Source organism: Campylobacter sp. IFREMER_LSEM_CL1097 (assembly GCF_025772225.1).
Classification (GTDB): Bacteria; Campylobacterota; Campylobacteria; order Campylobacterales; family Campylobacteraceae; genus Campylobacter_D; species Campylobacter_D lari_D.
The window spans coordinates 36,377-59,671 of the sequence record NZ_JAKMRT010000004.1 but is presented as its reverse complement, the minus strand read 5'-3'; the positions used below and the strand labels follow the sequence as shown (position 1 = coordinate 59,671).

25 protein-coding genes are annotated in these 23,295 nt (G+C 29.5%); 16 read left to right on the top strand and 9 right to left on the bottom strand.

Translation table 11 applies throughout. The features are described 5' to 3' along the window. Positions 1 to 38 precede the first annotated feature (38 nt). The gene (gene lepB / locus L8W64_RS02525; protein WP_220566758.1) at positions 39 to 887 is read right to left on the bottom strand and encodes a signal peptidase I; all 849 of its coding nucleotides are present in this window, start codon (positions 885 to 887) and stop codon (positions 39 to 41) included. After that, on the bottom strand, positions 884 to 1,732 hold the full coding sequence (gene folD, locus L8W64_RS02520; RefSeq protein ID WP_133319286.1) for a bifunctional methylenetetrahydrofolate dehydrogenase/methenyltetrahydrofolate cyclohydrolase FolD: 849 nt from the start codon (positions 1,730 to 1,732) through the stop codon (positions 884 to 886). The genes lepB and folD overlap by 4 nt, the downstream gene beginning before the upstream one ends. Positions 1,733 to 1,813: 81 nt before the next feature. Between folD and L8W64_RS02515 the strand changes: the two genes are divergently transcribed. Genes L8W64_RS02515 through L8W64_RS02485 form a run of 7 tightly spaced genes read left to right on the top strand, consistent with a single transcriptional unit; the run spans position 1,814 to position 7,658 of the window. Continuing rightward, entirely contained in the window at positions 1,814 to 2,158 is a 345-nt protein-coding gene (locus L8W64_RS02515; protein WP_263666734.1) for a c-type cytochrome, read from the top strand. Then, positions 2,155 to 3,432: a glutamate-1-semialdehyde 2,1-aminomutase gene (hemL, locus tag L8W64_RS02510; RefSeq protein ID WP_263672801.1), complete on the top strand. Its 1,278-nt coding sequence runs from the start codon at positions 2,155 to 2,157 to the stop codon at positions 3,430 to 3,432. Before L8W64_RS02515 ends, hemL begins: the two co-directional genes overlap by 4 nt. Beyond that, complete coding sequence (locus L8W64_RS02505) at positions 3,429 to 3,707, top strand: AtpZ/AtpI family protein (RefSeq protein WP_039641170.1); 279 nt, start codon at positions 3,429 to 3,431, stop codon at positions 3,705 to 3,707. The genes hemL and L8W64_RS02505 overlap by 4 nt, the downstream gene beginning before the upstream one ends. Beyond that, on the top strand, positions 3,691 to 4,176 hold the full coding sequence (locus L8W64_RS02500; protein ID WP_012661294.1) for a hypothetical protein: 486 nt from the start codon (positions 3,691 to 3,693) through the stop codon (positions 4,174 to 4,176). The genes L8W64_RS02505 and L8W64_RS02500 overlap by 17 nt, the downstream gene beginning before the upstream one ends. Then, positions 4,170 to 5,366, top strand: coding sequence for an MFS transporter (locus tag L8W64_RS02495; protein ID WP_263660593.1), 1,197 nt, complete (start codon positions 4,170 to 4,172; stop codon positions 5,364 to 5,366). The genes L8W64_RS02500 and L8W64_RS02495 overlap by 7 nt, the downstream gene beginning before the upstream one ends. Further along, entirely contained in the window at positions 5,356 to 7,365 is a 2,010-nt protein-coding gene (locus L8W64_RS02490) for a flagellar hook-length control protein FliK (RefSeq protein ID WP_263672800.1), read from the top strand. Before L8W64_RS02495 ends, L8W64_RS02490 begins: the two co-directional genes overlap by 11 nt. A 2-nt stretch (positions 7,366 to 7,367) precedes the next feature. Beyond that, positions 7,368 to 7,658, top strand: a complete 291-nt coding sequence (locus tag L8W64_RS02485) for a FlhB-like flagellar biosynthesis protein (protein WP_133319292.1) — start codon at positions 7,368 to 7,370, stop codon at positions 7,656 to 7,658. On the opposite strand, the gene L8W64_RS02480 is transcribed toward L8W64_RS02485, so the two are convergent. Together L8W64_RS02480 and L8W64_RS02475 are read right to left on the bottom strand one after the other, a co-directional pair. Further along, positions 7,633 to 8,442, bottom strand: coding sequence for a phosphatidylserine decarboxylase (locus tag L8W64_RS02480; protein ID WP_263672799.1), 810 nt, complete (start codon positions 8,440 to 8,442; stop codon positions 7,633 to 7,635). The genes L8W64_RS02485 and L8W64_RS02480 overlap by 26 nt on opposite strands. Beyond that, on the bottom strand, positions 8,443 to 9,573 hold the full coding sequence (locus tag L8W64_RS02475; RefSeq protein ID WP_263672798.1) for a metallophosphoesterase: 1,131 nt from the start codon (positions 9,571 to 9,573) through the stop codon (positions 8,443 to 8,445). A 70-nt stretch (positions 9,574 to 9,643) separates the two neighbouring features. Between L8W64_RS02475 and L8W64_RS02470 the strand changes: the two genes are divergently transcribed. The 7 genes from L8W64_RS02470 to L8W64_RS02440 are packed head-to-tail and all read left to right on the top strand — an operon-like array spanning position 9,644 to position 16,383. Then, positions 9,644 to 11,581 carry an ABC-F family ATP-binding cassette domain-containing protein gene (locus L8W64_RS02470; RefSeq protein WP_263672797.1) on the top strand — a complete coding sequence of 646 codons (1,938 nt, stop codon included), beginning with the start codon at positions 9,644 to 9,646 and terminating at the stop codon, positions 11,579 to 11,581. 53 nt (positions 11,582 to 11,634) lie between these two features. After that, positions 11,635 to 12,822 carry a M48 family metallopeptidase gene (locus L8W64_RS02465; protein ID WP_263661565.1) on the top strand — a complete coding sequence of 396 codons (1,188 nt, stop codon included), beginning with the start codon at positions 11,635 to 11,637 and terminating at the stop codon, positions 12,820 to 12,822. After that, entirely contained in the window at positions 12,822 to 13,622 is an 801-nt protein-coding gene (locus L8W64_RS02460) for a HemK/PrmC family methyltransferase (RefSeq protein ID WP_165955269.1), read from the top strand. Before L8W64_RS02465 ends, L8W64_RS02460 begins: the two co-directional genes overlap by 1 nt. A gap of 30 nt (positions 13,623 to 13,652) precedes the next feature. Then, a complete protein-coding gene (locus tag L8W64_RS02455) occupies positions 13,653 to 14,120 on the top strand; it encodes a DUF4149 domain-containing protein (protein WP_263661566.1) in 468 nt (155 codons plus the stop codon). Between the two features lie 33 nt (positions 14,121 to 14,153). Further along, positions 14,154 to 14,903: a flagellin gene (locus tag L8W64_RS02450; protein WP_263660586.1), complete on the top strand. Its 750-nt coding sequence runs from the start codon at positions 14,154 to 14,156 to the stop codon at positions 14,901 to 14,903. A 38-nt stretch (positions 14,904 to 14,941) separates the two neighbouring features. Then, the gene (cmoB, locus tag L8W64_RS02445) at positions 14,942 to 15,817 is read left to right on the top strand and encodes a tRNA 5-methoxyuridine(34)/uridine 5-oxyacetic acid(34) synthase CmoB (RefSeq protein ID WP_263672796.1); all 876 of its coding nucleotides are present in this window, start codon (positions 14,942 to 14,944) and stop codon (positions 15,815 to 15,817) included. Between the two features lie 2 nt (positions 15,818 to 15,819). Then, positions 15,820 to 16,383: a hypothetical protein gene (locus tag L8W64_RS02440; protein ID WP_133319302.1), complete on the top strand. Its 564-nt coding sequence runs from the start codon at positions 15,820 to 15,822 to the stop codon at positions 16,381 to 16,383. On the opposite strand, the gene L8W64_RS02435 is transcribed toward L8W64_RS02440, so the two are convergent. Continuing rightward, on the bottom strand, positions 16,363 to 16,548 hold the full coding sequence (locus L8W64_RS02435; protein ID WP_263662160.1) for a hypothetical protein: 186 nt from the start codon (positions 16,546 to 16,548) through the stop codon (positions 16,363 to 16,365). The two genes, L8W64_RS02440 and L8W64_RS02435, sit on opposite strands and share 21 nt — an antisense overlap. A gap of 8 nt (positions 16,549 to 16,556) precedes the next feature. Continuing rightward, complete coding sequence (locus L8W64_RS02430) at positions 16,557 to 17,081, bottom strand: thermonuclease family protein (RefSeq protein ID WP_133319304.1); 525 nt, start codon at positions 17,079 to 17,081, stop codon at positions 16,557 to 16,559. Between the two features lie 53 nt (positions 17,082 to 17,134). On the opposite strand from L8W64_RS02430, the gene L8W64_RS02425 reads away from it, so the two are divergent. Both L8W64_RS02425 and L8W64_RS02420 read left to right on the top strand, forming a co-directional pair. Next, a complete protein-coding gene (locus tag L8W64_RS02425) occupies positions 17,135 to 18,403 on the top strand; it encodes a M20/M25/M40 family metallo-hydrolase (RefSeq protein ID WP_263672795.1) in 1,269 nt (422 codons plus the stop codon). Positions 18,404 to 18,537: 134 nt separating this feature from the next. Next, positions 18,538 to 19,932 (top strand): anaerobic C4-dicarboxylate transporter, encoded by a 1,395-nt coding sequence (locus L8W64_RS02420; RefSeq protein WP_133319306.1) that lies wholly within the window; start codon positions 18,538 to 18,540, stop codon positions 19,930 to 19,932. A gap of 36 nt (positions 19,933 to 19,968) precedes the next feature. On the opposite strand, the gene L8W64_RS02415 is transcribed toward L8W64_RS02420, so the two are convergent. The 3 genes from L8W64_RS02415 to L8W64_RS02405 are packed head-to-tail and all read right to left on the bottom strand — an operon-like array spanning position 19,969 to position 23,260. Continuing rightward, positions 19,969 to 21,825, bottom strand: coding sequence for an aryl-sulfate sulfotransferase (locus L8W64_RS02415; protein WP_263672794.1), 1,857 nt, complete (start codon positions 21,823 to 21,825; stop codon positions 19,969 to 19,971). Between the two features lie 21 nt (positions 21,826 to 21,846). Further along, entirely contained in the window at positions 21,847 to 22,584 is a 738-nt protein-coding gene (gene dsbI, locus L8W64_RS02410; protein ID WP_263659343.1) for a protein-disulfide oxidoreductase DsbI, read from the bottom strand. Between the two features lie 13 nt (positions 22,585 to 22,597). Then, entirely contained in the window at positions 22,598 to 23,260 is a 663-nt protein-coding gene (locus L8W64_RS02405) for a thiol:disulfide interchange protein DsbA/DsbL (protein WP_263672793.1), read from the bottom strand. Between the last annotated feature and the right edge of the window lie 35 nt (positions 23,261 to 23,295).

Here is a 23,295-nt window from a genome sequence, read left to right as displayed (position 1 = left end):
TTTCTACACAAACTATTTTTATTTGTTTCTTTGGGTAATTATTCTAAAGCTTCTATGTCGCTTTCATTATGATGAATAAAGCGTTCATCTTTTTCTATAGTTTCAACTAAACGCCCTACTCTTTCCCATCTAACTTTTTTATTTTCATCCCATGAAAAATAAATAAACCAAGGTTGCCCAACTATATATTTATAATCTACACTTCCCCAAAATCGACTATCGCTAGAATGATCACGGTTATCGCCCATCATAAAATATTCATTTTCAGGTACTTTATAATAATAAGCATTAAAACCATAAATATTATTAGCACCTAATTCATCAAAAGAAGCAGGCTTCATAGCAAATTGCCCCAAATTTAAATAACGAAAAAATACACTGTCTATATCCACTCTAGAATCATAATGTATTCCTTTTTCTACAAAAGGCTCTTTTACAAAAAGTCTTCCGCCTATGATTTTTGTTTTATTAGGATAATAATCTTTCATATATTCATCACCCTCAACCATACGCACATATAAGGTTTTATTTGCAAAAACTACTTCATCTCCGCCTTTGGCCACACATCTTTTTACATAGTGGATTTTTGGCTCATGCGGATATCTAAATACCACAATATCCCCTCTTTTAGGACCTTCACCACTTACTAAATGTCCATTTTTATTAAAATCAGGTAAAACAGGAATTTCCACCCAAGGAATATGTGGGGTTGGAATACCATAAGAAAATTTTTTTACAAATAAAAAATCCCCTACTAATAAAGTATTTTTCATAGAACCGCTTGGTATAGTAAAAGCTTGTATAAAGAAAAATATAATCAATAAAACAACTACTAAAGTTCCCGTCCAAGATTGTGTAAATTTATAAATTTTCTTCAAAAATTTCATTTTTTTATCCTATTTTTAGCTGATTTTATAGTATTTTCTAAAAGCATAGCAATAGTCATAGGCCCTACTCCACCTGGTACAGGAGTGATATAACTAGCTTTTTTACTAACATTTTCAAAATCGACATCGCCTACTATTTTTCCATCAACTCTATTAATCCCAACATCAATTACCACCACACCTTCTTTAACCATATCTTCTTTTAAAAGATTTGGACAACCTGCTGCTACGATAACAATATCAGCATTTTTTGTATAAGCTTTTAAATCTTTTGTATAAATGTGACAAATACTCACACTAGCATTAGCATTTAACAAAAGAGTAGCCATAGGACGGCCTACTATATTTGAAGCTCCTATTACAACTACACTAGCTCCTTGTAATTTTATATCATAATGTTCTAAAATTTTCATAACGCCTAAAGGTGTACATGGTAAAAAACCACCTTTTAAATTAAGATTTAAATTTCCGACATTAAAGGGGTGAAAGCCGTCTACATCTTTATTAAAGTTAATACTTTCTAAGATTATATCTTTATTAATATGCGATGGCAATGGAAGTTGAACTAAAATTCCATCTATACTATCATCATGATTTAAAGTATTAATCAAAGCCAAAAGCTCATTTTGAGTTGTATTTACATCAAGTTTATAAACTAAAGACTTAATTTCACATTGCTCGCAAGCTTTTGCTTTAGAACCCACATAAGTAGCACTAGCAGGATCCTCGCCTACTAAAATTACAGCCAAACAAGGCTCTATACTTTGAGCTTTAAGTTCTAATACTTCTTGTTTTAAATTTTCTTTTAACTTATCACTTAGCTTTTTACCATCTAAAAGTGTCATTTCTTTCCTTAAATTTTATAGCTTTCTTTAACTTAAAAAATTGTATCATAACAAAACTTCTTTTTTTGTTAAAGGCAATGAATGAAAATTGTATTATTTTTATTTTTTATAATTTATGGTGCTTGGGCTGAAGATTTTATCTCTCCTAAAGAATACCAAGAGTCCCTTTACAAAAATCCAAGAGGCATAAGTTGTGCTAAATGTCATGGCGATGGAGGTCAACAAATACTAGGTTATTACGCTAAAAATGGAGAAAAAATTCCTTTTATTGTGCCAAGTATTAAAAACACTCCTTATACGCGTTTTAGAAAAATTCTAAATCAACCTCAAGAGGCAAAAAGCATTATGCCAACTTACTCGCTAACAGAAGATGAAATAAAATCACTTTATGATTATATTACTAGCAATAAAAGGAGTAAAAAATGAAAAACAATAAAAAAGCCTTTGAGGAAGCTTGTGAGTATATAGCAGGTGGGGTAGATTCCCCAGTGCGTGCTTTTGCAAGTGTAAGTAGCAATCCTTTATTTATCAAACAAGGCAAAGGTGCTTATATTAGCGATATAGAAGAAAATACTTATATAGATTATGTGCAAAGTTGGGGACCTTTACTTTTTGGACATTGTGATGAGGATATTGAAAAAGCTTGTAAAAAAGCATTAGAGCATGGCTCGAGCTTTGGTGCGCCAACTTTAGCTGAAACTAAATTGGCCAAATTTATCTTAAAAGATTGGCCACATTTGGATAAAATCCGTTTTGTAAGTAGTGGCACTGAAGCTACTATGAGTGCTATTCGTCTTGCAAGAGGATTTAGTAAAAAAGATAAAATCATCAAATTTGAAGGATGTTATCATGGGCATTCTGATTCTTTATTAGTAAGTGCTGGAAGCGGTGCAGCTACTTTTAATACCCCAAGCTCACTAGGAGTTTTAGCCGATGTAGCTAAAAATACTCTAGTAGCTGTTTATAATGATATTGATAGTGTTAAAAACTTAATCAATAATGATGATAATATAGCTTGTATCATCATAGAGCCAATTGCAGGAAATATGGGTTTAGTACCTGCTAAAATAGAATTTTTACAAGAGCTAAGAAAACTATGTGATGAGTGTCAAATTCTTTTAATTTTTGATGAAGTTATGAGTGGCTTTAGAGCTTCATATCTTGGCTCTTTTGGGATTAATAATATAAAAGCTGATATAGTAACTTTTGGTAAGGTTATAGGCGGAGGTATTCCTGCAGCTGCTTTTGCTGCAAGAGCTGAAATCATGGATTTATTAAGTCCTTTGGGCGGGGTATATCAAGCAGGAACACTAAGTGGCAATCCTCTTGCTATGGCTGCAGGTTATGCGAGCTTAAAAAAAGCAAGAAACTATGAAGGCTTGTATGAAAAATTAGAAAAACTAGGCAAAAGACTTACTCAAGGCTTTAAAGAAGCTGCAAATGATTGCAAAATTCCTTTGCAAGTTAATTGCGTTGGTTCTATGTTTGGATTTTTCTTTTGTGAAAACCCTGTTAATAATTATCAAGACGCTTTAAAATCAGATACTAAATTATTTGCCAAATTTCATACACAGATGCTAAGCAAAGGTGTGTATTTAGCACCATCTCAATTTGAAACAGGTTTTATATGTGAATGTATAGATAAAAAAATCATTGATAAAACTATACAAGCAGCACAAGAAAGTTTTAAAGCATTATGAATAAAAGACAAAAAATCATTCGCAAAGGTATAGAAGCTGCAGATGGATTAAGCCTTGGTATATCCATGGTTGTGGCTGTTTTAATCGGAGTTGGTATAGGCTATTTTTTAAAAAACTTAACCGGTATTGTTTGGCTTTTTTGGGTAGGAGTGTTTATAGGAGTAGCTGCGGCGATTTTAAATGTTTATAAAGCCTACAAAGCACAAGTAAAAAGTTACGAAGAATTTAAAGAAGAAAATCGCTATAAAGATTTAAAAAATGATCCTAAAGCCTAAAATTTTATTAAAACTCTTGCTAGGATTAAATTTACTTTTCTTAGCAGGAGTTTTTTTTTACAAAGAATTAAGCTTTAAAACCTTTATAAGCTTTGAATTTGGCTTTTTAGCTCAAAATTTAATCATTCTAATATCTTTTTTAAATTATAAAAATTTTATTTTTAAAGCAGCTAAAAATTATGATTTTACGCAAAGACCTTTACAAATTTTTGCTAAAAAACAATATTCTTTGCCAAAAATTATAAAATTTATCCATATAGATGACGATTTAAAACCAAAATTTAAAAGTATTTTTAAAAACGCATTAGCTTTTTTTTCTTTATTTAAAATTTTTGCCTATGTGTTTTTAATAGCAGGATTTTTATTTTTAGAGTTTCAAGGTTTAATGAGTATTTTTGCCTTGTTTTGTGCAATGTTTGTCACACCCATAGCGGTATTAATATATAATTTTTTAATAAGAAAATGTTAAGCTCAAAAAGAACGATTAGATCACTAACAGCATTATTTCTTGGTATGATTTTTGTTTTCATAGGAAGTGCCTTAACAGTAAATTCCATAGCTATTATTTTAAAGCATAATAATATTAGTAATTTTTATATAGGCGTAATAGGAAGTTGTTATTTTCTTGGTGCTATGGTAAGTACAATTAGTGCCCATAGAATAGTTTCTAAAGTAGGACATATAAGATCATTTGGAATTTTTGCTATTATTTTTGGTATAGCCACCATGCTTCATAGCTTAAATTCTAATCTTTATTTTTGGATGTTTTTAAGATTTTTGCTAGGTTTTTGCTATTATGCGCTTTTAATGGTAATAGAATCATGGCTTAATGAAAAAGCAAAAAACACTATTCGCTCAAGAGTAATAGCCTTTTATGAGGTTGTATTTTATTCATCATCAGGTTTTGGAATTTTACTTATGTCTTTTGACTTTCCAAGTAATACAGTATTTATTTTAAGTGCTAGTTTCATTATGTTTGCTTCCATTCCTTTATTTTTAATCCGCATTAAAGAGCCTATTTTGCCACAAAAAACAAAAATTTCCATTCCTAAGGTTTTTGATATAGTGCCTTTAGCCTTAGTAACAAGTTTTATAGCGGGCATGCTTTTAAATGGCTTTTTTTCCATGGCTTCTTTATTTGTGCTTATACAAGGATTTGGCGCAAAAGAAGCTTCTATTTTTATTTTCTCTACTATGGTAGGTGGCTTTATTTCGCAACTTTATATCGGAACTCTTTCTGATAAAATTAGCAGAAAATTTGCCATTATATTGTGTGCTTTTATTGCTTTAAGCGCTATGCTTTGCATACTACTTTTAGAATATAATATTTATCTAAAATACTTTTTTGGATTTTTGCTAGGCATGGGTATGTGTTGTTTATACGCTCTTTCTTTAGCAAGAGCAAATGATATGCTTGATAATCCTAGCAAAAGAGTTGAACTTGGCAGAGCAGTTCTTTTTACCTATTCTTTTGGTGCTTTATTTGCACCTGCAGTTTTGGGAACTTTGATGTATTATTTTCAAGCTTATGGCTTTATGTATTTTTATATAGTTTTATTAAGTATTTTGATACTATTTGCCATCGATAAACCAAAATTTAAAAAACTTACCAAATTTAAAAGAAAACCTGGTAATATGGTAATGCTAGATGATAACTAATATCTCTAATAATCAAAATCAGTTTGCAAAAAATGAAACAAATAAAGAAAATAAAAGTGAAAAATCAGACAAAAAAACCTCTCTCAATGAAGCGTTAAAAAATCCTTTATTTTCTAAAAATGATCCCGAGATCAAACTACCTAAAGATTATGTAAGCAAAATCGATCAAAAATTACAAGAATTATTGAATAAACTCTTAGATCAAATCAAAACCAACAAAGATCCTGATTTAGCAGTATTAAAAAATCACAAAGATTTAAATTTTGCACCTAATTTTGCCAATGAAGTAAAAAAACTCCAAGCAGAGCTTTCAAAAAATCCTGAATTTGAAAAACTGCTTAAAATTTTAGAAGATTTAGTCAAGCCTGCTAAAGATATTAATAATAAAAATCTTTCATCTTTGGTAAAAAATTCAGGTGTATTTTTAGAAGCAAAACTCAATCATTCTTTAAAAGAGCAAAATTTACCACAAAGCTTTTTTAATCTTTTAAATACCATAAAAGGCGCTACAAGTGAAAATTTAAAACGCGATATAAGTAATTTAGATCTTAAAAATCTTGATACTACAAGCACCTTAAAAGAGCTTATTCACATCTTACAAAATCACAAAAAAGATAATAAAATTTCTTTGGAAAATACAAACTACAAAACACTTTTTAAGCTATTTGATAAAATAGAAAATTTTAAAAATTATATCAATAAAAACCCAAGTTCTATTAGTCAAGAAAAACTCCAAAATATTGCGGATAATTTTATCAAAAATCTTAATAAAAATTTAACACTTATCAACAAAGAACTAGCTAAACCCGAAAACATAAAAATTCAAAACACTCATATACTAAAAGAACTTAGCCAAAATATAAAAGATTTTATAATACTTTTAAAAGATATAAAAAATCACAAAAACAAAACCGAAACAACACAAGAAAATTTAAACAAAACTCCACACACTAAAGACATCAAAAAAGAGTTAAAAGAAGAAATAAAAACTCCACAAAAAAGCACAGAGGATAAAAAAGAAACTCAACAAAAACAAGAAAGCATAGTAAAAGATAAAGAAATTCAAAACACAAAAGAAGAAAAAATACCACAAAGTAAAGATATCAAAGAAAATCCCAAAGAAGAGCCAAAAACACAGCAAAAAAATACTGAAGATTTAAGCAAAAATGATAGCAAAAGTCAAAATTCACAAACAAATAATACTAAGTTAGAAGATATATTTAAAAGCACTTCGGGTAAAATTTTACTAGAAGATATTTTCAAACAAAATGTAAGTAAAAATCTTAATTTTAGCCAAAATTTACAAGAAGAGCTTTTAAACAATCTAAACAAAGAACTAGGCTTAATAGGAAGAAAACTCAATGAAGTTTTAAAAGCTTTAGATCCTAAAAATTATGAGGCAAAAAATTCTTTAGATGATATAAAAAATATAGAAAAAAGATTAGAACTTTCTATAAAAGATCTTGGAAAAATCACCCAAAAAGATAGCACAGAAATTTCTTCAGAATTACAAAAAGATATTAAATCCACTCTTTTGCAAGTTTCTAATCTAGCCAAAAATTTAGACAATGAAAGCATACTAAATCAAGCAAATCGTCTTATAGCTCAGCTTGAATTTAATCAACTTTTATCTTTAGCCAATAATAGCATTCATACTTTTTTACCTTTCTTTTGGGATGATTTAGAAAAATCTAATGTAGTTTTTAAACGCGGTAAAAAAGATAAATTTTATGCACAAATTAATCTTGAATTTGAAAAATTAGGAAAAATCAATGTATTTTTATCTCTAAGTAATGATAAATACATCGATATAAATATGATGATAGAAAATGCTAATTTTAGAAAAAAACTTTATGAAAGAGCACATGAACTAAAAAAAGCCTTAGTTAAAGTAGGACTTCTAAGCTCTAATTTTTTCATCAGCGATATAATTAAAAGTAAATTTCACAATCAAGAAGAATATAATGACTTTAATATGGGTTTTGACACAAGGGCTTAAAAATGGCTAAAAAAACAAAAAAAGCCGTTGCACTAGGCTATAACAAAGAAGAACAAAATGCACCAAAAATCCTAGCTAATGCCAAAGGTGAAAACGCTGCTAAAATCATCTCTTTAGCCAAAGAAAATGGCATACCCATAAAAGAAGACAAAGACTTAGTAGAAGTGCTTAGCAAACTTGATCTAGGCGATGAAATCCCACCTAATATGTATAAAGCAGTGGCTGAAATTTTTGCCTTTTTATATAAAGTTGCCAATGAAGATGAGACTAAACAAAGTCCGCAATCTTCTTAGAAAATTCAACTTGCTCATAAGCGTTTTTACTAAATTTTAAAAATCCTTTTTGAGCGATTAAAACTATAGTTGAACCTAGCTCAAAATTTCCAAGTCTTTGACCTTTTTTTACAAAAAGATCTTCATAAGTATGAGTAAAATCAAAATTTGCAGCATTAGTTTGTATGCTAGTATCAAAGCTAAAATGCATTTTACCAACATTTAGCGCACCCACAAATACCATCCAAAGTATAAATTTTTCCTCCACTAAGCACTTTAAAACTACTCTTTCATTTTTAGTGTAAAGGTTTATAATCTTAGCTAACTTTGCCTCACTCACACTAAATAAAGCCCCACTCATATAAGTAGCACTTAAAATTTGCATATTACAAGGTGCGTGATAATGATGATAATCTTTTGGAGATAGATAAATATTTGCATAATCTATGCCGTTTTCTAATTCTTCTTTGCTAGCTGAGTTTTTTAAAAGCTCTTCTATACTATAACTTGAACCTTTAATGCTAAAGGCTAAATTTTCTTTTAAATCATTTTGAAAACTACTTCCAAGTTCTAAAATTTTACCATCACTTGGACTTATAAAGCCATCTTCTAATTCTCGTTCATTTAACAAAGTTCTTGTAAATAAAGCATTTAAGCTCTCGTATTCTTCTAAAGGTTTAAATTCACTCATATTGATATTAAAAGCATTTACATAAGCTTTATTTATATTTTTTTGTATGATTTTTGGAAATTTATATTTTGATATGATTCCAAACATTTTTGAAGCACTATTGCTAAATCCCACTTATTCTCCTTTTAATCTAATCAAAGCTATCTCACTAGGAGCTAAAAATCTCACAGCAGGCCCCCAAAATCCAGCCCCACTACTTACATAAAGCAAACTATCTTTGCTTAATTTATAAAGCCCATACACAAAGCCTTGCTCTAAATATACTAGCAAAGAAAAAGGAAAAATTTGTCCTGCGTGTGTATGTCCTGATAAAATCAAATCAAACCCACTCACATCATAAGTTTTTACATATTTTGGCTGATGCGTGATTAAAATATTAACTTTTTCTTGATTGATTTGCATTTTGATTTTTTCTATATTGCTTTCTTTAAAACCCAAACGTTTAGCAGCCAAATCCAAAGTCCCACTTAAAGTAAAATCCCCAAAATCAATACTTTCATCTTCTAGAACTTTGAAATTCTTAAGCGTTTTAAGCTTTTTGCTTATCGCATTTATATCATTATAATATTCATGATTTCCATAAACAAAATAAGTACCATATTTTGATTTAAAATTTTCTAATAGATTAATATAAGACATACTAGCAATATCTGCATCGATTAAATCCCCAGCTATAATGACCATATCAGCATTTAAAACATTAACTTCATCGATTAAAGTTTTTAAAAAATCTTCTCCTAAATTTTTTCCCAAATGCACATCAGAAATTAAAACTATATTTAAATCTTCTTTTAAATTTTTAATTTTAATATCTACTTCATTGACTCTAGGTGTGCTAATAGCATTTACAAAACCTTTAAATACCATACTAACGCTAAGTATAATAAGCCAAGAATCAAAAATTAATTTTAAAAACTTTCTTCTTTGGACACTGAAAATTTGCTCTTTTTTATTTTCATTAAAAAAAATCCAAGAGCCAAATTCAAAAATCACTCCAAAAAGCAAGAAAAAACAGGTAATAGTAGGAAAAATAGCTAAAATATAATAAAACTTTTCATGTAAAAAGTCCCCGCGCATATTTATAAAAAAGATTAATTCACATGCAAAAACTATTAAAACAAAAGCTAATACAAACTTCTTATAAGGTTTTAAAAAATCAACCCTGCTTAAAAATCTTTTATAAATATACCAATTTGCCAAAGCAAAAAATAAAACTAATAAAGTAAAAAAAACAAATGCTCTCATGGCGTAATTTTATTTAAGCAAAATTAATACTTTTTAAAGTAAAATCGCAAAAAACATTTGGGAAAGAAATTTGGCTTTAATAGATTTAATCGATGCAAATAAGAAATTTAATACAAAAATAGTTTTAGAAAATGCAAATTTTAGTGCAAATTTAGGAGAAAAAATCGCCATTATAGGCAAAAATGGCGAAGGAAAATCAAGCTTTTTAAAAGCCCTTATGGGAACTTTAAAACTAGATAGCGGTAGAGTAATTAAACAAAATAACGCTAGTATAGGTATGTTAAGCCAACAAGTAAGCTTTGAAAGCACCTTAAGCGTAAGCGAAGCCATCAAAAAAGAACTTGAAGAAATTTACCAAGCCTTGAAAGAATTTGAAAGCTATAATGAAAAACTAGCTTTTGATCCTGAAAATAAAGAATATTTAAAAAAAGTAGATGAATTAAGTTTATTTATAGATTCAAAAGACGCATGGAATTTAGACCAAAAAATACAAAGAATATTAGAAGAATTTAAACTATTAGAATACAAAGACAGAACACTTTGCTCTTTAAGTGGGGGCGAAATAAGACGCGTAGGGCTTTGCACACTTTTGCTAAAAAATCCTGATATATTATTGCTTGATGAACCAACTAATCATCTAGATGTATATATGAGTAACTTTTTAGAAGAAAGGTTAAAAACCTCTAAAATGTGTGTTATTTTCATCTCTCATGATAGGTATTTTATCGATGCTATAGCGCAAAAATGCGTAGAAATAGAAGCGGGAAAATTAAGCATTTTTGAGGGTGGATATACGCAATATCTAGAAAAAAAAGTAGCTATTTTAGCTTCCTTAGCTAAAAGCCATGAAACCTTGCTTAAGCAACTAAAAAGTGAGGAAGAATGGCTAAGAAGAGGAGTCAAAGCTAGGCTTAAACGCAACGAAGGGCGCAAAGAACGCATTTTTAAAATGCGTGAAGAAGCTAAGAAAAACCCAGGAGCTATCAAGCGCTTACAACTTGAAATCAAAAGAGCAAGTAAAAATTTTAACCAAACTCAAAGCCAAAACCGCAAAAAAATGCTTTTTGAACTTAAAAATATCTCAAAGTCTATTGCCAACAAGACACTTTTTAAAGACTTTAATGCACGAATTTTACAAGGTGAACGCATAGCCATAGTAGGTAAAAATGGCTGTGGAAAATCTACTTTCTTAAAGATTTTACTTGATCAAATTCCGCTTGATAGCGGAGAGATTAAAAGAGGTGAAGTTAAAATAGGCTATTTTGATCAAAGCAGGAGCTTATTAAATACTGATAAAAAACTTTTAGAAATTTTTTGCCCAAATGGTGGCGATCACATTCAAGTGCGTGGTAAAAATATGCATGTTTATGGGTATTTAAAACAATTTTTATTTCCAAAAGAATTTTTAGAGCAAAGTGTGAGTGTACTAAGTGGGGGCGAGAAAAACAGAGTTGCTCTTGCCTTGCTTTTTACTAAAGAATATGATGTATTAATCTTAGATGAACCAACAAATGATTTAGATATAGCTACAATAAATATCTTAGAAGAATATTTACTTTCTTTTGAAGGTGCGATTTTGCTTGTATCACATGATAGATATTTTGTTGATAAAATAGCAACTAAACTTTATGCTTTTGAAGATAATGCAAATATTAACATAGAAGTTCTTTCTTATAGTGAATATTTAGAAAATGAAAAAGAATACAAGGACTTTGAAGAATTTTCTAAAAGTTTAGAAACAAACACCACAACAAGTGTAAAAACAAAAGAAAAATCAAGTAAAAAACTAAGCTATAAAGAAAATGAAATTTTAAACTCATATCCTGATAAAATTCATAAATTAGAAGAAGAAATCAAAGAAATCAAAAATGCTCTAAGCAATCCTGCAATCTATCAAGAACTAGGTATAAATACCCTTTATGAAAAGCTAAACTCTTTAGAAAATGAACTTAGTATTTTAGAAGAAGCTTATTTTGAGGTTTTGGAAAAAAGTGAAAATATTGATTAACTTTATATATTTTAAATAAGATAAAATTACTCAAATTTATTTAAGGAAAAACTATGACTTTGATAACTATTTTATGTATTTACACAGCTTTTTTGGTTTTTATATCTTGTGTGCAAATTTCTTTTTTAAAAAAAGAAAGAGAAAAACAAGCAATTATTTTAAATGAACAAGATTATAAAAATGCTGCAAATATCGCCATAGAAAATGAAAAATACAAAATCTTTTCTAATCTTTATAATCTGATGATTAACATTTCTTGGATTAGCTTTGGCTTTTTGTATTTAAAAGAAATTTTTATAAAAGAAAATTCTACCTTAGAAAATACTTTATTTTTGCTTGCATTTTTATTTATTATTAGTATTTTAAATTTACCACTTAGCTATTATGAAAGCTTTATAAAAGATAAAAAACACGGCTTTTCAAATATGACTTTAGCACTTTTTGTTAAAGACAGCATTAAATCTTTAGCTCTAATGCTTGTTTTTGGCTTTTTAATCATCTATGCCTTAGTATTTTGCTTTGAATTTTTTAACACATACTGGTGGGTAGTGGCTTTTGCTCTAAGTTTTATAATTATACTTATTATAAATCTCATCTACCCTACACTTATTGCACCTATGTTTAACAAAATGAAAAAACTTGAAGATGAAAATTTATTAGAAAAAATCACTAATTTAATGCAAAAATGTGGCTTTAGTGCAAATGGTGTTTATGTTATTGATGCAAGCAAAAGAGATAAAAGATTAAATGCTTATTTTGGTGGCTTATTTAAAAGCAAAAGAGTAGTACTTTTTGATACACTTTTAAATGCTTTAAAAGAAAAAGAACTCATTGCTGTTTTGGGTCATGAGCTAGGACATTTTGTGCATAAAGATTTGCTAAAAATGTTATTTGCTAGTGCTTTGATGCTTTTTGCTTTATTTTTCATCTTTGCACATTTACCAAGCTTTTTTTATATTGAAAGTCATTTAAATGGAGTGAATGCTGGAGTTTTTGTACTTTTATTGATTTTTGGAAATATTTTTACTTTTATTATTTCTCCACTGCTTAATAAAATGAGTCAAAAAAATGAATTTAATGCTGACTTACACGGAGCAAAACTAAGCTCTAAAGAAGATATGAAAAATGCTCTCATAGCTTTAGCAAAAGAAAACAAAGCCTTTGTTAAAACAAGTAAAATTTATACTTTCTTTCATCTAAGTCATCCTTGTATTTATGATAGAATCAAAGCTTTGCAATGATTTCAATCAAACAAGCTTTAAAGCAAGCTTACGCAAAAGATCCTACTCACAAAGAATATATACTTTTTATTCTTTGTGAGCTTTTGCAAAAAGATAAAGCTTGGATTTTTTTAAATCCTGAATTTCAAATCAATGAGAAAGTTTTTTTAGAATATATAGATAGATTTTTAAATGGTGAGCCTTTTGAGTATTTATTTCAAAAAACACAATTTTATGGTTTTGATTTTTTTACTAAAAAAGGGGTTTTGATACCGCGTTTTGATAGTGAAATATTACTTGAAAGATGTTTAGAAATTTTAGATCATAACTCTTTTAAAAATATACTTGAAATTGGCTTTGGAAGTGGAATTTTAAGTATTTGCTTAGCAAAGTTAAAACAAATTTTTATACAAGCTTGCGATATCAATCCAAAAGCATTAGAGCTTGCTAAAAAAAATGCAGATTTTCATAATGTTTCAAATTTAATCAATTTTCAACTTTGTGATTTTAAAAATATACAAGGAAATTTTGACTTTATTTTTTCTAATCCTCCTTACATAAAAAATGACTATCCTTTAGATAAATGGGTTCAAAACGAACCACACAATGCTTTGTTTGGTGGAGATAAAGGTTGGGAAATTTTACATGAAATTATTCTTTTTGCCAAAAATCACAACACAAAAGTCTTAGCATGTGAGTTTGGCTATGATCAAAAAACAATTTTAAATAAAATTTTAAAAGAAAATGATTTTAAAGCTACTTTTTATCAAGATTATAATGGATTTGATAGAGCCTTTGTTGCATGGAATTTAAAAAATTAGACTATAATTATCTTTATTATAGGAGAAAATATGAAATCAATATATTTATTTTTACTAGCAAGCTTAATTGGGATTGAAATTAGCATAGGTGTATTTTTAGCTCCGACTATATTTTATCCTGCTAAATTCATAGGTGAAGGGGTTTTAACTCATTTTCAAAGTGGGCTTTTAATGACACACATTTTTGTACAATTTGGCTATGTTTTGTTAAGTGTGAGTGTTTTGTCTATTTTAATAGAAATTTTTTCATTTAAAGACAAAAATTTAACTTTTAAAATAAATTTTTCAAAATTTATGCTTTCTTTGATCATTTTGGCACTAAGTTTGCTTTTTATATTTTACTTCACTGCTTATGTTTTAGAAGCACAAAGTTTAGGAGAAGAAGCAACTAAAACTCAAGAATTTATAAAAATTCATGGTGCAAGTGAAGTTGTGATGAAAATTATCATGTTATCACAAGTAATTTTGTTTTTCTTAAATTTTAAAACAAAAAAATGATATAATAAAATAAGTCTTTAAAAGGAGTCAAAGATGAAAATAGGCGATATAGGAACAACTCAACAAAATCACTACTTAAATCAAGCTCAAAAAAGCCAAGAAAAAGCTTTAGAAAACATAGCTGCAATCCGTGCTATAGATGGGAGCGATGGAGCAAATTTAGCCATAGCTGATTCTTTAAGAAGTCAATATAGCACTATAGATCAAGGTATTTTAAATGCCTATGATTCCATAGGAGTTTTACAAATTGCTGATTCAACTTTAAATAACATTTCAGCTACTGCAGACAAACTCAATGAACTTTCAGTGCGCTCAAACAATGCTGCTTTAAATGACAGACAAAAAAGTATGCTAAATTCTGAAGCAAGCAAACTTGTAACTTCAATCAATGATGCTTTTTCTAATGCGACTTTTAATGGAAAAAATGTATTTCAGAGTATGGATTTTGTTGTTGGTACTGGGGTTGAAAGTATTAATTTAAATCAACCAAGCACAGCAAATTTAAGCCTTGAAAATCAAGACGGAATTCGTGATTTTCAAGATCAAGTAGGTTCTTTACGCGCAGATATTGGTGCTGGAATTAACGCTATCCATTCTAATATCAACTCATCTTTGCAAACTAGTATTAACACTAAAGAAGCTGAAAGCAAATTACAAAATAATGACTTAGCTCAAAATATCAATGATTTTAATGCAAATTACCTAAAAGAAAATGCATTTTTATTTGCAAATGCTCATTCAAATGTAATGTTACAAACTAAACTGGCAAGCCTACTTCAATAATAAAAACTCCCAAATAAGGGAGTTTTTCAAGGAAAAATATGCAAAATAATGCTTTATTTAAGCAAGTTTTAAAACATCCTTTATATGAAAAAATTCAAAAACTTAGTGAAAAAATTCAAAATTCAAATTACCTTATAAATGAAAGTTTTGATATTTTTTGTGATAAAAGTTTAGATGATGAGATTAAGAATATCACTTTAGAATTAAAACCTTGGCGTAAAGGACCTTTTAAAATTAATGATTTATTTATAGATACAGAATGGCAAAGTTTTATCAAATTTAATATTTTAAAGCCTTATATGCAAGAAATAAAAGGCAAAATAGTAGCAGATATTGGCTGCAACAATGGTTATTATATGTTTAAAATGCTTGAATTTAATCCTTCAAAGCTCATAGGTTTTGATCCTTCTATTAAGTATTATTTGCAATTTTTACTTTTAAACTCCATTGCAAAAACTCCTATACAATATGAGCTTTTAGGCGTAGCTGATGTACCAAATTATGGCATAAAATTTGATGTGATTTTTTGTCTTGGAGTGATTTATCATCGTAGTAATCCCATAGCCATGCTAAAACAACTCAAACAATCTTTAAATAAAGATGGCATAGTCTTTTTAGACACTATGTATATAGAAGATGAAAGAGAAATAGCACTTATTCCTCAAAAAACTTACTCAAAAATACCAAATATTTTTTTCATTCCGTCGATATTAGGTTTAAGAAATTGGTGTTATAGAGCTGGATTTAGTGAATTTGAAGTTATAACAACTAAACAAACCGATCTTTTAGAACAAAGAAAAACACAATGGATTGATTCTTATTCTTTAGATCAATTTTTAGATAAAAATGATTCAAATTTAACTTGCGAAGGCTACGAAGCACCAAAAAGAGTTTATGTTAAATTAAAGGTGTAAAAATGGCAAGAACAGTAAGTGCTGTTACTATAGAAGAATTAATAGATCCAGAAGAGTTAAATCGTATCAAATCAGAACTTATCACTTGTCCAGGGATAAACAATACTTTAGCAGGAAGTATTTCTCATATAGAAAAAAATTTCGCCAAAGGTATTTTAATCACAACCCATGATATGGCAGTAGATGAACTAGGATTAGTGCATAGTGGCTTTGTATTTAATGCAGCAAATTACATAGCACAAGCTGCAATTAATAAAGAATTTAGCGTCTTAATAGGCTCAAGAAGCTTTTTTTATGCTCCTTTAAAAGTGGGAGATATTTTAAATCTTGAAGCGAGTGCTTTATTTAGCGATGACTCAAGAAAAAGAGAGGTTAAAGTAGCTGGTTTTGTAAATGAGATTAAAATTTTTGACGCATCTTTTCAAGTTATTACTACAGATGATCATATATTTAAACTTAAACAAAATCAAGCCGCTACAAATAATAATCAAAATCAGCAAGAAACAACTAAACAAGAATCAATGCAAGAAGAACTTAATGCAGTCTTAAAAGGAATCGGGGGTTAAAGGTAAATCCACCCAATTCTTTGGACATTCCTTATGATAAGTCCCACTTGCATCATAATATTCTTTACAATCATCGTAAAAGCGATTTGAAACCCCTCTTTCATTTACAAAACAACCACTAAAAAATAATGCTAAAAACCCTAGAAAAAATACACTTTTAAACATTTCTCATCCTATTTTAATCTTATTTGTTTACGCCATTTATAAGGCTCTATAGGATTTTCACTTTCCCATAATCCTTTTTTATTTATCTTGGCATAATTTTGCTCATTTATATACAAATCACTATAATGCTCATACGCCCAAGCAAAACCATTTTTAACCATAACTTGATTAATATCTTTATCATTTAAATACACAATGGCTAAAATTCTACCATATTTATCCTCATCTTTTACATTTAAAACTACTTCTTTATTTAATACAATAGCTTTTAGAAATTGCGTAGCCATCTTTCCATAAGCTTGATCACTCTCAGGCGCATCTATACCAAAAAGTCTGATTTTAAGCTTTTCATTTTCGAATTTAGCCTCAATAGTATCTCCATCTACTACACGACTTACTTTAGCATTGATATATGAACCACTATCATAGTTTAAAACATAAGCAAAAGCAACTAAAAAAAGTGCGATTAAAAATTTCTTCGGATCTTTTAATAAGTTTATAAATAATTTAATTTGTTTCCTAGAAAATTTCATTTAAACCTCATCTATATAAAAATATGCCATAATTACAATAAAAAGGAGAATTTATGCAAGAAATTATACAAAATTTTAAACAAATTGCTCAAATACCTCATTGTAGTTTCAAAACCGAAGAATTGAAAAATTTTCTCATTGATTTTGCTAAAAGTCAAAATTGCCAAGTAAGCGTTGATGAAGCAGGTAATATCCACGCACACAAAGGAAATCCTAAAATTTGTTTACAAAGTCATTATGATATGGTTTGCATGGGAGAAGCTCCAAATATACAAATATATGAAGAAAACGGATATTTAAAGGCTAAAAATTCAAGCTTAGGTGCAGATAATGGCATAGGAGTATCACTAATGATGCAAACTTTAAAAGATTTTGAAAATATAGAATGTCTTTTTACTAATGATGAAGAAGTTGGACTTTGTGGAGCAAACAATCTCACCCATACTTTGATCTCAAGCAAGCTTTTAAATTTAGACCACGAAAGCGATGATGAAGTTGTTATAGGTTGTGCTGGTGGGGTAGATATTTTTGCTAGTTTAAACTTAGAAATAGATGAAAAAGAAGAAAATTGTTATGAGATAGAAGCAATTGATTTTAAAGGTGGGCACTCGGGAATTGATATTGTTAAAAATATTAAATCTTCTATTAAAGAAGTGAGCTATTTTATCACTCAAAATCAAGGAGAACTTTGCGAATTTAAAGCAGGTGAAAGAATAAATTCTATACCAAAACATGCTAAAGTTATAGCATTTTTTAAAAATCCTCCAAAAGAAAATGATCATTTTAAAGTAAATTATATAGGTAAAATCAAAAGAACATATTATAAAAATTCTCAAGTTATTTTAAATCTCATTAATGCTTTTGCACAAGGAGTTAGAACTTTTAATCATCAATTAAAATTAGTTCAAACAAGTATCAATCTTTCACTAGCTTATGAAAAAGATAGCAAATTTCATTTTGAGCTTTTTGCAAGATCTAATGATTTACAAGAACTTAAAAACATAGAATTTGAAACCTTAACTTATTTTAAGATGCAAAACTGCGAAGTTTCAAGTGCAAATTTTTATCCACCGTGGGCTAATAAAGATACTAAATTTGGAGAAGAAATTCTAAGTTATTTTAAAAAAGAAAACCAAAATGCGAAGCTTTACACTATACATGCTGGTTTAGAATGTGGTATTATAAGTGAAAAACAACCTTTAGAATGTTGCTCAATAGGACCAAATATCCATAGCCCTCACTCAACAGATGAAAAATGTGAAATAGCTTCTATTGAAAAAATCAGTAAAATTCTTTATGCAATCTTAAAATATTATCAATAAATATAAAATAACCAATATTTTGATAAATAAATTCAAAATATTGGTAAATATTTATTTAAATAATAAAAAATTTTATTTACTATTAATAAAACTTGGATTATACTCTCACATATTTCAAAAAATAAGGAGAGAGTATGGAAATACTAACTAGCCTTAGCGAAGGTGTTCAATTTAGTATTCAACTAATTGTTGTTCTTATTTGTCTTTTTTATGGGGCAAAAAAAGGCGGTATCGCTCTAGGCTTATTAGGCGGTATAGGTTTATTAGTTTTAAGTTTTGGTTTTGCTGTAGCACCTGGAAAACCTTCTATTGATGTTATGCTTACCATTTTAGCTGTTGTTGTTGCTAGTGCAACTTTGCAAGCTAGTGGTGGCTTGGATGTAATGTTGCAAATTGCAGAAAAAGTTCTAAGAAAAAATCCTAAATTCTTAACTATTTTGGCGCCATTTGTAACTTGCATTCTTACCATGCTTTGTGGAACTGGGCATGTTGTCTATACTATGATGCCTATTATTTATGACATTGCTATTAAAAATGGTATTCGCCCAGAAAGACCAATGGCTGCTTCTAGTATTTCTTCACAACTTGGTATTATCGCAAGTCCTGTTTCAGTTGCAGTTGTAAGCTTAACAGCTCTACTTTTAAATCCAGAAATTAATAAACACCCTTTAGCAGGATTTGATGGCTATGTAGATTTACTTGCTATTACTATACCTTCTACCTTAGTAGGTGTTTTGGCTATAGGAATTTTTTCTTGGTTTAGGGGAAAAGATCTTGATAAAGATGAGGATTTTCAAGCTAAGATTAAAAATCCAGAACAAAGAGAATATATCTATGGCGATAGTAAAACTCTTCTTGGACAAAAACTTCCAACTATCCAATGGGTAGCTATGTGGATTTTCCTAGGTGCTATTGCTATAGTAGCTATACTTGGAGCTTTTCCAGAGCTTAGACCGCAATTTACCTCAAAAGGCGTTACCAAGCCTATGAATATGGTAGCAACTATTCAAATGTTTATGCTTTTAGCAGGTGCAGCGCTAATCATTTTTACCAAACTTGATGCAAGCAAAATTGCAAAAAATGAAATTTTTAAATCCGGTATGATAGCCTTAGTAGCTGTTTTTGGAATTTCTTGGATGGCAGATACAATGTTTGCAGTGCATACTCCTATGATGAAAGAATCTTTAGGTAATATCGTTATAGAACATCCTTGGACTTATGCTATTATGCTTTTACTTATTTCTAAATTTGTTAATTCTCAAGCAGCAGCAATTGCAGCTTTTGTGCCACTTGCACTAGGAATTGGTGTTGAACCAGGTATTATCATTGCTTTTGCAGCAGCTTGCTATGGATACTACATTTTACCAACTTATCCAAGCGATCTTGCAACTATACAATTTGATAGATCAGGTACTACAAAAATAGGTAAATTTGTTATCAATCATAGCTTTATCTTACCAGGATTAATTGGTGTGATTGTTTCTTGTATAGTAGGTTATTTTTTAGCTTTAGGAGCAGGATATTTATAAAAAAATTAAAAGGGCTTTAAAAAAGCCCTTTTTTTCTTATTTAAATGCTTTTTCTAAATCAATAGGCATAGCTTGATAACCAGTACTTGCTCCGCTAAAGCGAATTTGTACTGAAGGTTCTTTAGCTCCCCATTTAAATTCATCTATTTCAGGTTTTGGCTCACCTACAGCAGCACCCTTGCTTAAGTCAAATGACATTCCAGCAGTAGCACTATAAACCATGATGGAATTTTTATCTTTATGGTATTCTGCTAAAGAAGTGACAGGTGAAAACCATTCATTGCCTCTTTGCTTTCCATACTCCCAAATTTGTTCTACGGTTTTATTTTTTTGATCTATTTTATACACAACTGCTCTTGAGTATTTCATTGAAGCAAAAGCAGGTTGCTCTATACCTCTTGCATCGCCATTATCAAAAGCTGTGATATAAATATATCTTTTGTCAGATTTTTCATCTATTCTAAAAGCAGTATGCTGTGTCCATGTAAAATCAAAACCACCTTCTTCGTTTTCATATCCTGGACATTTACTATACTCATCTTCACAAACTATCTTTTTGCCATTTTTATCAACAGGTTGCAAAAGTGTTTTTTTATATTTTTCTCCCCATCCTTTGTGTGCTCCTAATATCCATTTTACTTTTTTATCGCGTCCTATTTTTATAATAGCACTTTGATGACGACTTGAAATAATAATACTATCATCACTTGGATCATAATCTACGCTATTTACATGAGCCCAGTTACGCCCTACCCCAGTGCCTGCTATATCGCCAAAAGAATCACTTGCATCCATTTTAGCTAAATCCTCATCACTTAAAGTAACCCCTGCTTTACTCGCATCAATATTTAAACAAACAGCACCTTGATCTAATGCTTTGATTACATTTGCTCTATATGGATCTAAAATTTCAAACAATCTCCACTCATCTACTACATTACCATTTTTATCAACTTCTACTATCACATCGCGCACTGAACGCACATTTTTACCATCAGGACGCTTAACATTAGCAGAAGCCACCCTTAAAAGATAATTTCCATTTTGCATATTGTCCATAGAATGAGAAAAATCTATATAAGAAGAAGGTAAAAGACGATTAAAAATTTCTCTACCCATTAAATCATATTTAACATATCTTTGTCCAAAACCCCAAGTTAAAGCTCCATCAGTATTTTGCCTAAATCCCATCATAATACCACGATTGTAAATATTATTCCAATCCATTAATTTATCATTGTCAAAATACCAACGAATTTCACCTTTTGTATCAATGATAAATGCATTTGAATTCTCATCCCATTCCATTGCACCACCTGCTGGGTTATTCCAAACAGATTGAGAGCCTTTTCCACTTTGTTTCCCTGGAGCATTATTAACCAAATACAACCTATCTTCAAAACCTTTATCTACTTTAATCACTTCTACTTTTTCAAAAGGCACACCTCTTTGCATAATACTTCCACTTGGCTCTATATTTACTCCACCAGTTGCTATTTTATATACCTCATCTACTACTTTTTCACTCTTTCCAAAAGCAGTTTTGGTATAACTTACTTTTACTGTATTAAAATATGATGGATAAAGTCCAAAAACAGGAATTCCTCCATAAGTTTTAATTTTACTAGGGCTAACCTTATAAGATATAGTTTGCCCATTTGGTTTTGGAACTATAGTTACGCTTACATCACTTAGTTTATATCCACCATCCATAATTACAGCACTAAGCGGAGATAGACCATAAGGATTCACCTTTACTGCGCCAATTTTGCCTTGAATTTCCCAATCAATTTTAGCACCACTAGGTCCACCCATAGCCAAAGAAACACTAGGCGCTACCATAACAACACTACCAGCAAGCAAAATACTACTTACAATTTTACTAATCTTCATTTTTTCTCCTTTTTTATATTATTAAGCTATTTGCACACTTGGCTCACCTAAAATTTTTAGCAAAACTACTAATATTAAAACAATCAAAGCATAAAATTTAGCCTTAGAATGTGAAAATGTATAAGAAACAAACATGCTTCCTAAAATCACCAAACAAACAACAAAAGCCAACAAACAACAAATCGCCATATTCATAAATTCCATACTAGGAATCAAATACCAACCATTACTATACAACCCATCTTCAAAATTTGGAGGATTTCCAACAAAAAATTTCTGAAAAGCATTTAAACTACCATAAACATCTTCAGGCACTATAGGTGTATCCATACCACACTCACCTGTTGGTAAAAACCATCCTGGTGCCCATTCATGCAATGGTAAATTAAAAGGATATATAGGAATTTCTCTACACCCATCAACACCAGCAAAAGGATTTTCTGAATGTACTACCTCGTGGATATGATTAAGAGTAATACAATACTCTATACCAAGCCATATACCCCAAAATACAAAAGTATATGCAAAAATTTTCAAATAATCATTTTTAGGATCTATCAAGGCTAAAATACCACCAAAAGCCATAGTTAACATAGCAAATCTTATATAAACACACTGCTCACAAGGCTCCATATAAAGGTATTCTTGAAACAAAAAGTGTGCTATAAAAGTTAAGCCTACCATAGCTATAACCATTATCAACCAAGGAACTCTTGTATTTTGCCAAGTGGTGATTTTACTAATAGGACAAGAACTCATAAAATACCTCAAATCACATCTTGCTTAATTCTTCTGTTATTTCTATTAAAGCTTGTGGAGATGTGATAGCTTGTGGTATGATTTGGTATTTACCATTTACCACAAATGCAGGTGTACCATAGTTTTTAGAGATATCATTAGCATTTTCATAAGATTTTAAAATTTCACTAGCCTCAGGAGTTTTTAAAAAGTTATCTAAATCTTCTTTGCTTGCTGAAATTGCTTTTAATCCTACTTCATAAAACGCTTCAGGATTGGCTCCATTTCCCCATCTTTGTTTTTTCTTAAAATAAGCATTAAAATATGCTTCAGAAGCTTTATGAGTTAAACTATTTTTATCGCTTTGACTTACTTTATTTTGCTCATCTTTAAAAGCAGCAAAAGCAAAAATTTCATTAGCTTGCTTACCATAATCACCCATAGAGCTAACAGGATAAAATTTATAAGTTAATTGTGGTAATTTTTCTTTGACTTTTGACATGGTATTAAACTTATGATGATCATAACAATGTGTGCAACGATAAGAAAATACTTCTATTAAAGAATTTTGTGCATTTGGGATAGGTGTTTTTAAAACCACATACTCTTTACCCTCACTAAGTGCATTTGCACTCACACCAAGAACAAAAGCAGCTGCCGCCACTGCTTTTGACAAATTATTTAAGTTGAATTTCATTTTATTTCTCCTATTTGTATTTTATATATAATAAA